At 31.6% G+C, this 13,239-nt stretch carries 12 protein-coding genes, 3 tRNA genes and 3 other annotated features; of the genes, 1 reads left to right on the top strand and 14 read right to left on the bottom strand.

Annotated features, from left to right (window positions below; translation table 11 throughout):
* Positions 1-88: 88 nt before the first annotated feature.
* The 11 genes from zapA to ytxC all read right to left on the bottom strand — a co-directional run bounded on the left by zapA (position 89) and on the right by ytxC (position 12,031).
* Entirely contained in the window at positions 89-718 is a 630-nt protein-coding gene (gene zapA, locus DP68_RS07825; protein WP_035308191.1) for a cell division protein ZapA, read from the bottom strand.
* 83 nt (positions 719-801) lie between these two features.
* Positions 802-3,180: a phenylalanine--tRNA ligase subunit beta gene (gene pheT, locus DP68_RS07820; RefSeq protein WP_035308189.1), complete on the bottom strand. Its 2,379-nt coding sequence runs from the start codon at positions 3,178-3,180 to the stop codon at positions 802-804.
* A 47-nt stretch (positions 3,181-3,227) separates the two neighbouring features.
* Complete coding sequence (gene pheS, locus DP68_RS07815; RefSeq protein ID WP_035308187.1) at positions 3,228-4,247, bottom strand: phenylalanine--tRNA ligase subunit alpha; 1,020 nt, start codon at positions 4,245-4,247, stop codon at positions 3,228-3,230.
* A 59-nt stretch (positions 4,248-4,306) separates the two neighbouring features.
* Positions 4,307-4,517 (bottom strand) — a binding site (T-box leader).
* A gap of 38 nt (positions 4,518-4,555) precedes the next feature.
* Positions 4,556-5,356, bottom strand: coding sequence for an RNA methyltransferase (locus DP68_RS07810; RefSeq protein ID WP_035308185.1), 801 nt, complete (start codon positions 5,354-5,356; stop codon positions 4,556-4,558).
* Between the two features lie 18 nt (positions 5,357-5,374).
* Positions 5,375-6,043 (bottom strand): TrkA family potassium uptake protein, encoded by a 669-nt coding sequence (locus DP68_RS07805; RefSeq protein WP_035308183.1) that lies wholly within the window; start codon positions 6,041-6,043, stop codon positions 5,375-5,377.
* Between the two features lie 11 nt (positions 6,044-6,054).
* Positions 6,055-7,401 carry a TrkH family potassium uptake protein gene (locus tag DP68_RS07800; protein ID WP_035308181.1) on the bottom strand — a complete coding sequence of 449 codons (1,347 nt, stop codon included), beginning with the start codon at positions 7,399-7,401 and terminating at the stop codon, positions 6,055-6,057.
* 146 nt (positions 7,402-7,547) lie between these two features.
* A complete protein-coding gene (gene rplT, locus DP68_RS07795; RefSeq protein ID WP_035308179.1) occupies positions 7,548-7,907 on the bottom strand; it encodes a 50S ribosomal protein L20 in 360 nt (119 codons plus the stop codon).
* Between the two features lie 27 nt (positions 7,908-7,934).
* Positions 7,935-8,132, bottom strand: coding sequence for a 50S ribosomal protein L35 (gene rpmI / locus DP68_RS07790; RefSeq protein WP_035308177.1), 198 nt, complete (start codon positions 8,130-8,132; stop codon positions 7,935-7,937).
* 21 nt (positions 8,133-8,153) lie between these two features.
* On the bottom strand, positions 8,154-8,648 hold the full coding sequence (gene infC / locus DP68_RS07785; protein ID WP_242966506.1) for a translation initiation factor IF-3: 495 nt from the start codon (positions 8,646-8,648) through the stop codon (positions 8,154-8,156).
* Positions 8,649-8,715: 67 nt separating this feature from the next.
* Positions 8,716-8,834, bottom strand: a sequence feature (ribosomal protein L20 leader region).
* A 41-nt stretch (positions 8,835-8,875) separates the two neighbouring features.
* On the bottom strand, positions 8,876-10,798 hold the full coding sequence (gene thrS / locus DP68_RS07780) for a threonine--tRNA ligase (RefSeq protein WP_035308172.1): 1,923 nt from the start codon (positions 10,796-10,798) through the stop codon (positions 8,876-8,878).
* Positions 10,799-10,853: 55 nt separating this feature from the next.
* Positions 10,854-11,073: a binding site (T-box leader), on the bottom strand.
* Between the two features lie 46 nt (positions 11,074-11,119).
* Positions 11,120-12,031: a putative sporulation protein YtxC gene (gene ytxC, locus DP68_RS07775; protein WP_035308169.1), complete on the bottom strand. Its 912-nt coding sequence runs from the start codon at positions 12,029-12,031 to the stop codon at positions 11,120-11,122.
* 131 nt (positions 12,032-12,162) lie between these two features.
* On the opposite strand from ytxC, the gene DP68_RS07770 reads away from it, so the two are divergent.
* Complete coding sequence (locus DP68_RS07770) at positions 12,163-12,897, top strand: DUF6873 family GME fold protein (protein WP_035308167.1); 735 nt, start codon at positions 12,163-12,165, stop codon at positions 12,895-12,897.
* Between the two features lie 79 nt (positions 12,898-12,976).
* Here DP68_RS07770 and DP68_RS07765 read toward each other — a convergent pair.
* The 3 genes from DP68_RS07765 to DP68_RS07755 all read right to left on the bottom strand — a co-directional run bounded on the left by DP68_RS07765 (position 12,977) and on the right by DP68_RS07755 (position 13,215).
* A tRNA-Cys gene (locus DP68_RS07765) sits at positions 12,977-13,051 on the bottom strand.
* A 9-nt stretch (positions 13,052-13,060) separates the two neighbouring features.
* Positions 13,061-13,135, bottom strand: a tRNA-Gly gene (locus tag DP68_RS07760).
* Between the two features lie 4 nt (positions 13,136-13,139).
* A tRNA-Phe gene (locus DP68_RS07755) sits at positions 13,140-13,215 on the bottom strand.
* Between the last annotated feature and the right edge of the window lie 24 nt (positions 13,216-13,239).

Genomic DNA, 13,239 nt, shown 5'->3' with positions numbered 1-13,239 from the left:
AAATAATATACTCTAATAAAATATATTATTTTTGAATAGCTAATATGTGATAAATTTAGATATAAAAAAATAAGTACCTTAAAGGTACTTATTTTTTTATTGTTACTTCTTTACTTACAAACGGGTAACTTTGTCTCTTTGCCTTAGCAAGTTCAACTTGAGCTTCAATTAGTCTGTTCTGAAGGTCAATTGTTTTATACTTATGAGACTGCATTTGAAACTTATATTCTTTACATTCAGCTTTAAGTATATTATTTTCCTCCATGAATTTTTTACAGGTTTCTTGAAGTATTTCTCTTTCTTTTGTAATATTTTCAATTTCTTTTACTGTTACTTCTAATTCCTTTTCCTTAACTTCTAACTGTTCTTTATACTTAGGTTCTTCTAAGACAACTGTGAGTTCTTCTACATAAGCCTCTAGCTGTGAAATCTTTTGTTTGAGTATATCAATTTCTTGTTTATGGTTTTTTTCTTCTTCTTCTTTTTTCTTAACTATTTCGAAAGCTTCATGAACTTCTTCCTGCTTTTTTAAATACTCATCTACTGTATTTATAGCAGTAAGTATAGATGCAGAAGATGTACTCAATTTAGGATTACTTTCTATAAGCTCCCTAACCTTTCTATCCACATAACCAGCAACTTTATGTAAATATTCTTCTCTTTCATCACCCTTTAAGTTGTACTCTACTCCATTTATCCTAACAGTTACTATGTTCATGTAAACACCTCTCAGATAAATCATATATTATTATATCTATTTTAACACAAATTAACTATGGTTAAAATATCAATTTGTGGGATTTATCTAAGTTGTGCTCCTAGCCTATTTTCAAGAGTTCTTACAATTTTATCATGAACCTTATTTACCTCTTCATCAGTTAAAGTTTTATTTTCTAATCTATAAAGAATAGAGTAAGCTATACTCTTTTTACCATCAGGTATTTGTTTACCTTTATAAACATCAAATAATTTAACCTTTTCTACCATCTTTCCACCTTGCTTTAAGATGATATCCTCTATTTCTTGCACTAATATAGCATCGTCTACCAAAAGAGCCATATCTCTTGTTACTGCTGGGAATTTAGGAAGTACTTTATATACCTTATTTAAATTTGCATTTGCAAATAATACATCCATATTTAGTTCTGCTATGTAGCATCTTGCTTCTATGCCATAGTTTTCAGCTACATCAGGGTGAACTTCCCCTAAAGTTCCTAAAAGCTCTTTTCTTATATTAACACAAGCTGTCTTTCCAGGATGGAATGTTGGGTTTTCACTTTCACGTGCAAAACTAAGTTTTTCTACTCCTAAATGCTCTGCTATATTTTCTACTACACCTTTTAAGTTTAAATAATCAACATCTCCATATAATCCTATAGTTAGAACATTTCTTTCTTCTGGAACTTCATTTGCATTTTCTTTAGACATATATACCTTACCTATTTCAAAAAGCCTTGCTTCTTCATTGTTTCTTGAATAATTTCTAGCTAATGCTTCCATCATAGAAGGAATTGTAGTAGTTCTCATTATGCTATAATCTTCACCTAATGGGTTTCTTATTTTTATGGCATTTCTAAGTTCACTGTCTTCAGATATTTTTATCTTATCAAATACCTTAGGACTTACAAATGAGTAACTTATAGATTGATTTAATCCACTTCCCATTAAGGCTGCTATTACTTCATCTTCTAAATGCTGCTTTTTACTTTTTCCTCCTCTTTCACTTACACTTCTTATAAGCGTTGTAGGAATATTATTATATCCATAAATTCTTGCTATTTCCTCTGCTACATCTTCTTTTATATTTACATCAGATCTAAAAGTTGGAACATTTATATGAAGTGTATCTTCATTTACTTCAGTAAATAAATCCAATCTATCTAGATAACCCTTCATTTCTTCTTTTGATAAATTTGTTCCTAAAAAATCATTTATCCATTTTGAACTTATCTCCAATGTATGTGGTTCTAGCTTTTCTTCATATATATCTATGGTTCCTTCCATAACTTCCCCTGCATTTAATTGTTCTACCAAATGACAAGCTCTGTTTATAGCAGTTTCCGCTAAATTAGGATCTAAGTCCTTTTCAAATTTTGATGATGCTTCAGTTCTAAGACCTAACTTTTGAGAAGATACTCTTATATTTGTACCGTCAAAATTAGCACTTTCAAATATTATTGCAGCAGTATCTTCCTTAACTTCTGAATTAAGTCCGCCCATTATTCCTGCAAGTCCTATGGTTGTTTCTCCATCTTTTATACAAAGTACATCTTCATTTAATGTTCTTTCAGTTTCGTCAAGAGTCACAAACTTTTCTCCATCTTCAGCTCTTTCAACTACTATTCTACCTGAAGTTATTTGCCTACAGTCAAAAGCATGCATTGGCTGACCAAGTTCAAGCATTACAAAATTTGTTATATCTACTATATTATTTATAGGTCTTACCCCTGCATCTATAAGTCTTTCCTGCATCCAAGAAGGAGACTCTGCTATCTTAATATTTTTAACTCCTCGAGCCATATATCTTCTACATAATTTATCTTTTACTTCTACCTTTAATGAATCTTTTATATTTTCATTACATTTTACACTATATGTTGTTTCAGGCATAGTGTATGTTGTATTCATAGTAGCAGCTGTTTCCCTTGCAATTCCAACAACACTTAAACAATCTGGTCTATTTGAAGTTATTTCAAAATCAATTACTGCATTATTTAATCCTAAAACTTCTTTGATGTCTTTTCCGATAGGAGTATTCTCTGGTAATATCATAAGCCCATGTACGTGTTCTTCTGAAGCTATACCTAATTCTTCTTCTGAGCACATCATTCCATTGGAAACTATTCCTCTAAGCTTTCCTTTTTTTATCTTTAATCCATTAGGAAGCAGTGAACCATGTAATGCAACAGGAACTATATCCTGTTCCTTCATGTTATTTGCTCCAGTAACTATTTGCACAGGTTCTTCTAATCCTACATTTAACTGACACACCACAAGCTTTTCTGCATCAGGATGAGGTTTTATCTCAAGTATTTTTCCTGTTACTACATTTTGTATTTCATCTCCCGAAGTTATAACTTCTTCTACTTTGGAACCTGAAAGGGTTAATGCATCTCCAAGCTCAGCTGGTGAAATATCTATATTAACATAATCTTTAAGCCATTTAACTGGTACTTTCATTTTTTATTCCTCCTTAAGTGATTTTAAAATTTGCTAAAATATCTCTATTAAAATTGATTTAAAAATCTCATATCACTTTCATATAAAAGTCTTATATCGTCTATCGCATACTTCATCATTACCATTCTATCTACACCAAATCCAAATGCAAATCCTGAATATACTTCAGGGTCAATTCCACAGTTTCTTAAAACCTGTGGATGAACCATTCCACAACCTAATATTTCTATCCATCCACTTCCCTTGCAAACCTTACAGCCATCTCCATTACATACAAAGCAAGTAGCATCCATTTCAGCAGAAGGTTCAGTAAATGGGAAATGGTGAGGTCTAAATTTAGTTACAACCTTATCTCCAAACATTTTTTTTGCAAAAAGGTCTAGTGTTCCTTTTAAATCTGCAAAGGTTATTCCTTTATCTATTACAAGACCTTCCATTTGATAAAATATAGGTGAATGAGTAGCGTCAACGGCATCAGAACGATAAACCTTTCCTGGTGCAATCATCTTTATAGGAGGTTCTTGTTTTTCCATTGTTCTTATTTGTATAGGTGATGTTTGAGTTCTTAGAACCAAGCTATCATTTATATAAAATGTGTCTTGTTCTCCTCTTGCTGGGTGATTTTTAGGAATATTTAAAGCTTCGAAGTTATAGTAGTCAAGTTCTACTTCTGGGCCCTCCTCTATAGTAAATCCCATAGAAATAAATATTTCTTTCATGCTTTCTAGCGTTAAATCTAGAGGATGTCTTTTACCTAAAAACTGTTTCTTTCCTGGCATTGATATATCAATAGTTTCATTTTGTAGACGATTTGTCTTTTCCTTTTCTTTTATAACTTTATATGTATCTTCTATAAGCTCTTCTATACTACTTCTTACTTCATTTGCAACTTTACCTACAATAGGTCTTTCCTCAGCACTTAAGGCACCCATTCCTCTAAGTATTTGAGTAAGCTCCCCTTTTTTACCAAGATATTTTACTCTTATGCTTTCCAATTCTTGAGCTTCATGAACTTTTTTCAGTTCTTCTATAGCATTATCTCTTATTAAATTTAATTTTTCTTGCATTTTATTAATACTCCTTTCTCTATATAAGTTTTAAGACATATAAAAAAAGCCCCTCCCCATGAAGGGACGAACTTTATATCCGCGGTACCACCCTAATTGACTTAATGTCCAGCTTAAAATTATAACGGCTTAGCCGCTAACTGCTACTATAAGTTCACAGTTAGAACTCAGAAGTGAACTTCAATATAAATATCAATAAAAGGGCTTTCAGTCTATGACCCCTTCTCCCTGAAGTGGACTTATATTTACTCTCTTCTTCATAGTTTCAGTATTTTATTATAACATCTTAATTCTAAATTTTACTTATTTTAAATTGAATTGTCAACCTTTTTTAAGTTTTGTCTCACTCTTTCAAACATCATAATTGATGCTGCTACTGCTACATTTAATGATTCAGCTTTACCAGGCATAGGTATTTTAAACTTTTCATCACTTAACTTTAGTATTTCATCACTTATACCGCTACCTTCATTACCAACACATATTATAATGTTTTTATTTAAATTTATGTCATAAAAATCATGACTTTCTTCTAAAGAACTTACCAAGATTTTGAAGCCATTATTCTGTAAAGTTTTAGTTATAGAGAGATCAGTATCCTCTATTATTGGAATGTGAAATATTGAACCCATAGTAGACCTTAAAGTCTTATCGTTATATACTTCAACAGTTCCTTTGGTTAAAATTACTCCTAGTGCTCCAGCTGCATGAGCACTTCTTATTATAGTTCCCATATTCCCTGGATCCTGAACCTTGTCTGCTAATATATAAAATCCATCTGTGGCTTTTATTTCAGTATTCTTATATCTTGCTATAGCCAGTATGCCTTGAGGATTTTCAGTATTACTTATAGTTTTAAAAAGTTTATCTTCTACAGAATATATCTTTGTATACTCCTTTATATTATATTGAAAATCATATTTATAAAACTTTTCTAAAGCTTCTTCTGCTATAAATAATTCTTCAATATAAAAATTTGATTTTAGTGCTTCTTCTACAAATCTAAAACCTTCTACCAAAAATTTTTTATTGAAAGTTCTATGCTTTTTTTCTTTAAGCTTCTTTACTTCCTTAATAGATGAATTATCTTTACTAGTTATCTTTTCCAAAAATACTCCACCTTTTTCTTATTTGCTATTTCCAATTTGGTTTTCTAATTTATTCAGCTCATCTGCACAGCCGATTGCAACTATTACGTCTCCAGCTTCTAACTTATCATCTGCCATAGGAGATACATTAATATCATTATCCTTTTTTACAGCAACTATATTTATTCCAAAATTAGCTCTTAAATTTAACTCTTGAAGAGTTTTTCCTTGCCATGCCTTTGGATTTGCTATTTCAGCTATGCTGTAATCTGGTGATAATTCTATATAGTCTAATATATTTGAAGATACTAAGTTATGAGCTACTCTGACTCCCATATCCCTTTCAGGAAGAACAACTCTATCTGCACCTATTTTGTAAAGTACCTTTGCATGAATCTCACTATTTGCCTTTGCTATTATAAGATCTACACCTAATTCTTTTAGCAATAAGGTCACCATAACACTAGATTGTAAATCCGAGCCTATGGTTACTACAGCCACATCAAAATTTCTTATTCCAAGAGATCTTAAAGTATTTTCATCTGTAGCATCTGCCTGCACAGAATGAGTAACACTATCCGATATATTTTGTACTGTTTCCTCATCTACATCTATTGCTAAAACATCATTACCTAGCGAATATAGTGTCTTAGCCACTGAAGTTCCAAATCTACCTAAACCTATAACAACAAACTGTTTCTTTGCCATAATAACACTCCTTATCCTACTAGTATCTTATCTTCAGGATATTTTATTTTATTTGAATTTACTCTATTAGCTAGAGCAAGAAATACAGTAAGTGGGCCTAACCTTCCACAATACATTGTAAATGCAACAATTATCTTTCCTGCAAAAGATAATTCAGTCGTAAGTCCTAATGACATACCTACTGTACCAAAGGCTGATGTTGCTTCATATAATATATACTCAAGCGATGCACTTGGTTCAGTTAAAGAAAGTAACATAATAACTGTTATTATCAATACTAATGCAATGATAGTAATTGATAAAGACTTATAAACAGTATCCTTTGCTAATCTCTTCTTGTATATTTCAGTATCTTCTCTGCCTTTTACAATACTAATCACAGTCATAGCCAAAACTCCTGCAGTAGTTATTTTAATACCTCCAGCAGTAGAGCCTGGTGCTCCACCTATAAACATTAAAATAATAGTTAAAAAGACTCCTGCATTAGTCATATCACTGGTAGAAATAGAATTAAATCCAGCAGTTCTTGGCGTTACAGCTGCAAAAAATGAAGATAAAACTTTTCCCTTAAAGGACATATTCTTCATAGTTCCCGGATTATTGCTTTCAAATATAAACATAAGTATAGTTCCAGTAACTAGTAAAAAAGCAGTAACTGAAAGAGCTACTTTTGAATGAAGTGATAGCTTTCTTAATCCTTTAAAGTTATAAATTTCTTGCCATACATAGAATCCTAGTCCACCTATTATTATAAGACTACCTATTGTTATAATTATAACAGTGTTATCTGCGTAAGGAGTAAGACTTCTGAACTCTCCCATAAGATCAAATCCTGCATTACAAAAGGCTGAAATAGAATGAAAAACACTATAATATATTCCTTTTACAAGTCCAAACTCAGGTATAAATTGAGTTGATAATAATAATGCTCCAGCTAGCTGTATTGAAAATGTAAAAATCAATACATACTTAGCCATTTTCACTAATCCCTGAAGTGAAAACGAATTAAGAGCCTCTTGCATAACTAATCTTTCTTTTAAGGTAATCCGTTTTCCTAGCAAAAGAGCTATTAATGTAGCAAAGGACATAAATCCTAATCCACCTATTTCAATCAAAAACATTATTACGGTTTTACCAAAATAGCTCCAATGAGTTCCTGTATCTACTGTTACAAGTCCCGTTACACACGTAGCCGAAGTAGAAACAAAAAGACAATCTATGAATGGAGTCCTGCTCCCATTCTGGGAGGCTATAGGTAAATTTAATAAAATTGCCCCTATCAATATAACCGTTGCAAAACCTACTGCTAAGATTTGCACCGGGGTAAGTTTAAAGTACTTCCCTATACTAATTTTCATTTTAAGCACCTCATGATTACTATAATTCCATGGCATTAACAATTATTATAGCATTGGCATACAAATTGTCAAACTTATGTAGATAATATTTATATAAATAATTCCGTAAAATTTAAAAAATGCAGCTTTAAAAGCTGCATTTTTTATTAAGCGTTAAGCTGTTTTTTTACTACTTCTACTAATTCTGCAAATGCCTTTGGATCATTTATAGCTATTTCAGAAAGCATCTTTCTGTTTATATCTATTCCTGAAAGCTTCATTCCATTCATGAATCTTGAATAAGAAAGACCATTCATTCTTGTTGCTGCATTAATTCTAGCTATCCATAGTTTTCTAAAGTCTCTTTTTCTTAACTTTCTTCCTACGTAAGCATTTCTTAATGCTCTTATAACTGATTCATTAGCTGTTTTGAATAACTTGCTTTTTGCTCCATAGTAACCTTTTGCAAGTTTTAACACTTTTTTATGATATTTACGAGCGTTCATAGCTCTTTTAACTCTTGCCATTTAATAAACCTCCTTCTAGCCTACCTATTATAGGTATGGTAATAATTTCTTCATTACTTTTTCCTGTGTTTCAGACACATATGCTGTCTGTCTTAAATTTCTTTTTGTCTTTGCACTCTTTTTAGTTAGGATATGGCTCTTGAAAGCTTTAGCTCTCTTTAGCTTTCCTGTTCCTGTAAGCTTAAATCTCTTTGCAGCAGCTTTTTTTGATTTCATTTTTGGCATAATCTTTTCCTCCTCTCAATATCAAGCCCTTTTAGGAGCTAAAATCATTGTCATATTTTTTCCTTCTAATTTAGCTGGCTTTTCAACTATACACACACCTTCAAGTTTTGTCAAAAATAAATCTAATATTTTTTTACCTAAATGTGAATATTCAGCTTCTCGGCCTCTAAATCTAACAGTTACTTTAACTTTATCTTCTGCAAGTAAAAATTTCCTTGCATTGTTAGCCTTAATTTCAATATCATGTTCCTCTATACTTGGGCTTAATCTAACTTCTTTAATGTTAACAACTTTTTGATTTTTCTTAGCCTCTTTGTCTTTTTTAGCCTGCTCATAAATGAATTTTCCATAATTCATTATCCTACAAACAGGAGGTTTAGCAGTAGGAGCTATCATTACTAAATCTAGTTCCTTCTCTTCTGCAATTTTTAGAGCCTCAGAGGAACTCAATATTCCCAATTGGTCGCCATTATCGCCAATTACTCTTAGCTCTTTTTCCCTTATATCTTCATTCATAAGGTAATCTTTACTAATAACATTCACCTCCCAAGAGAAATAAACATCAAATAAATGATTATTTTATGTATTAAAAAAAGGACGGCAAATGCCGTCCTTTTATATGCAACAAAATAAAAATTGCTATCCATATAACCCTACTAGCGATGCTGTAAGGTGAGAAACGGCTGGTTTCTTCTTAACACAACAAATTTTACTATAATATTATCTACTTGTCAACAAGTTTTTTATAAAGTGCATCCTTCAGTTGATTTACTTTTGATTTCTTCTTCTATCTTAGCTATGAAATCATTCAATTCCATTGCTCCTAAATCTCCGCCTTTTCTTGTTCTTAAGGCTATTTTTCCTGCTTGCATTTCCTTATCTCCTATTACAATCATATAAGGAATTTTTTGAAGCTGTGCTTCTCTTATCTTGTATCCTATTTTTTCATTTCTGTCATCTAATTCTACTCTTAATCCTCTTTCTTTAAGAGTTTCAACTATGTTTTTAGCATAATCTTTTTGTGAATCTGTTATATTCAATACTCTAATCTGTACTGGTGCAAGCCAAGTTGGGAATGCTCCAGCATAGTTTTCTATAAGTATTCCTATAAATCTTTCTATACTTCCAAATACAACTCTGTGAACCATAACTGGTCTATGTTTTTCTCCATCTGCTCCTACATAAGTTAAATCAAATCTTTCTGGCATTTGGAAATCAAGCTGTATAGTACCACACTGCCATGTTCTTCCTAAACAGTCTTTTAAGTGGAAATCTATTTTAGGGCCATAGAATGCTCCATCCCCTTCATTTACCTTATAACTTAATCCTGCGGCATTTAAAGCTTCTGCAAGTCCATTTGTAGCTGCTTCCCAATCTTCTTCACTACCCATTGAGTCCTCTGGTCTTGTAGATAATTCAACAAAATACTCAAAACCAAAGCTCTTATAAAATCCATCTATTAATTTAATTACATTTAATATTTCGTCTTTTATTTGCTCTCTAGTTAAAAAGATATGAGCATCATCTTGAGTAAAGTATCTTACTCTCATAAGACCATGTAAAGCTCCAGATAGTTCATGTCTGTGAACCATTCCTAGTTCACCAAGTCTAAGTGGAAATTCCTTATAAGAATGCATTGCGCTCTTATAAACAAGTATTGATCCTGGACAATTCATCGGCTTTACAGCAAAATCTTCTCCATCTATTTGTGTAAAATACATATTATCCTTATAGTGATCCCAGTGACCTGACTGATGCCATAATTTTTCATTTAATATAATAGGAGTTCTTATTTCTTGATATCCTGCTTTAGTATGTGTTTCTCTCCAGTAATTTTCAAGAAGATTTCTAACTACCATTCCCTTAGGATGGAAAAATGGGAATCCTGGACCTTCTTCATGTAGGCTGAATAAGTCTAATTCCTTACCTAGTTTTCTATGATCTCTCTTTTTAGCTTCTTCTAACATATGTAGGTATTCTTCTAATTCACTCTTTTTAGTGAATGCTGTTCCGTATATTCTTTGAAGCATTTTATTTTTTTCGTCGCCTCTCCAATAAGCTCCTGCTACTGAAAGAAGTTTCATTGCCTTAACCTTTCCTGTAGATGGCACATGAGGGCCTGCACATAGGTCTGTAAAATCTCCCTGCTTATAGAAAGATATAACCGCATCCTCTGGAAGATCTTGAATTAATTCAACCTTATATAATTCATTATTTTCCTTCATTAATTTTATAGCATCTTCTCTTGAAAGTTCGAATTTTTCTAATGCATAATCTTCTTTTATTATATTTTGGATTTCTTTTTCTATCTTATCGAACATTTCTGGAGTAAAAGTAAAATCGGCGTCAAAATCATAGTAAAAACCTGTATCTATAGCAGGTCCTATTGCTAATTTTACTTCTGGGTAAAGTCTCTTCACTGCTTGAGCAAGTATATGTGAAGCAGTGTGTCTTAATGTTAATTTACCACCTTCATCTTCAAATGTTAATATTTCAAGAGAGCAGTCGTTATGTATTTCTGTCATTAACTCACTAGCCTCACCATTTATTTTTGCTCCTAATGCTTTTTTGTAAAGTGCAGGGCTTATCTTCATAGCTATATCCGCTACCTTAGTTCCCTTTTCAACCTCTAAAACTTTTCCATCTTTTAAAGTTACCTTAATCATAATATCCTCCTTATTTAATTTAAATATATTGCAAAAAATAAAAAATCCCCCCATACACTGGGACGATTTATAACCGTGGTTCCACCCAAATTAATAATACATATAATATATTATCTTCTTTGAACCCTTAACGCAGGCAACGGTAATACTTACTAAATTTCAGTATACAGCTCTAAGGTGGTTTTCAACAACATTATTAAGAAAATCTTTCAGCCAGTGAATTTTCCTCTCTAGTAATAATTTAATTGCTTACTCTTCCTTTTCATTGCTTTTTTTAATTATATTATTAACATTAAATTCTGTCAATAAAAACTGCGACTTTTACAACGGACTTTTTCTTTTTATTTTATTGCACATCTTACACTCACTACAAAATTCCACCTTTTGAAGAAACACCTTACTTATGGTGCTTATTATTTCTTGATTAAAAGAATTTTCCGAACAATGTATGACTATTTTTTCCGGACAATAAGTTATTAAATTACTTATAAGCATATCTTCAAAATTTACACCATTTAAAACTTCAGTACTTATTTTACTTTTATGTATATCAGCCATAAAACTTTCTGTTATATCATTGCCGTCTTTATCCCTAAGTATATATCTTCCCTCTATATCTATAATTATATTTAATTCATCTATTCTACTTTCTTGTATGTTTACGAAGTACTGAAGTAACTTTATAAATTCATCATATTCCTTTTCAACCATATGGTCTTCTACTATTTTTTCAAGTATGCCTTCTAAGTATATCTGCAATTCCTTCATCCTAAACATTACAAATCCATTTATATTTATTTCGTTATTTTCTTTTACACAATCTATTATCTTATCTATCATTTCATTTTTTCTATTTAAATAAAATATATTTTTATCATCTATTAAAAAAGTTTCGTTATTAAATATCTCTACACTTTTATTTTTTATTTCTATTATTTCCTCATCAGTAAGAAAAAAATAATTCTCTGCTAAAAAATCTAAAAGATTTTTTTTAAAAAATTCTTTTACAACTTCCCTATATAATATATTAGCTATATATAAATTAAAGATTTGAAAGTATTTTTCATTAAACTTTTCCTTAGCAAAATATATTTTAAGAAAGTGAGTGCTTTCATGTATGCTTTCCCATATTCCAACTTCTATTTCTTTATTTTTAAAATATTCTTTTAAGCTATTAACACTATCTATAATATCTTCTACTTCATTTTCATATACCAATGTAAAGTGCTCCATACTATTCTCACTCCTTTCTAGGATAGTATATGTGAAATTTAAAAGTGTATACATAGCATGCTTGAACATATTTCCCAGGAAATTTGACAAAAATAGCATAACTAACTTAATATGTAATATAGGTGAGAAATATGAAATATGCATTAGTAGATTATAGAATAAATCTTGTAGAAAAAAGCAATTTAGAAAAACTAGGATGCAAAGTATTAACTTGTCCTCCTTACGAAAAACTATATACGGCTGTATGCGGCCATCCCGATATACTTATTCATATAATAGATAAGGAAAGCATATTAGTACACAAAGATATGCCTACTGATTTTGTCGAATTGCTGAAATCTTTAAATTTCAATGTGTTAAAATCTAACTCATCAATTTCTGATAAATACCCTTACGATATTACACTAAATGCGGTTAACTTATCAAAACTATTTATGCATTACTTAAAATACACTGATGAAACATTGCTTAATAAAGTAAAAGATAAAATTTCAATAAATGTAAAACAAGGCTATACTAAATGCTCCACTGCTATAGTTTCTGAAAGAGCACTAATAACTAGTGATAAAAGCATAGCTAACTCTCTTAATAGCACCGATATTGATGTGCTTTTATTACCTCCAGGTGATATTGAACTTCCTGGGCTTGACTATGGCTTTATAGGAGGATGTTGCGGCAAAATAGATGATAATACCTTAGCCTTCTATGGGAACTTGTCTTATTACGCTTATGGCAAAGAAGTGCTATCATTTCTAGAAAAATATAATGTGAAACCTGTTTATTTAAGAAATGGAAAACTTATTGATAGAGGTAGCATCTTTGTAGTTGAGTGCCACTCACATGGCAAGTGGCAAGTTACAGATTAACAATCTGTTTATAACTTGCCACTTGCCACGTGGGTGGCACGAAAAAAAGCTTCTAGAATCTCTAGAAGCTTTTTTGTTATGGAGGCGCCACCCAGATTTGAACTGGGGAATAGAGGTTTTGCAGACCTCTGCCTTACCACTTGGCTATAGCGCCATATAAAATTGGAGCGGAAGACGAGATTCGAACTCGCGACGTTCACCTTGGCAAGGTGACGCTCTACCACTGAGCCACTCCCGCATTGTGGTGGCTGGACCAGGAATCGAACCAGGGACACGAGGATTTTCAGTCCTCTGCTCTACCGACTGAGCTATCCAGCCATTTGGCGACCCAGAAGGGACTCG

Source organism: Clostridium sp. HMP27, from assembly GCF_000765165.1.
Taxonomy (GTDB): Bacteria; Bacillota; Clostridia; order Clostridiales; family Clostridiaceae; genus Clostridium_AK.
Note: the sequence above shows the minus strand (reverse complement) of the source record. Positions and strands in the feature narration are given on the sequence as shown.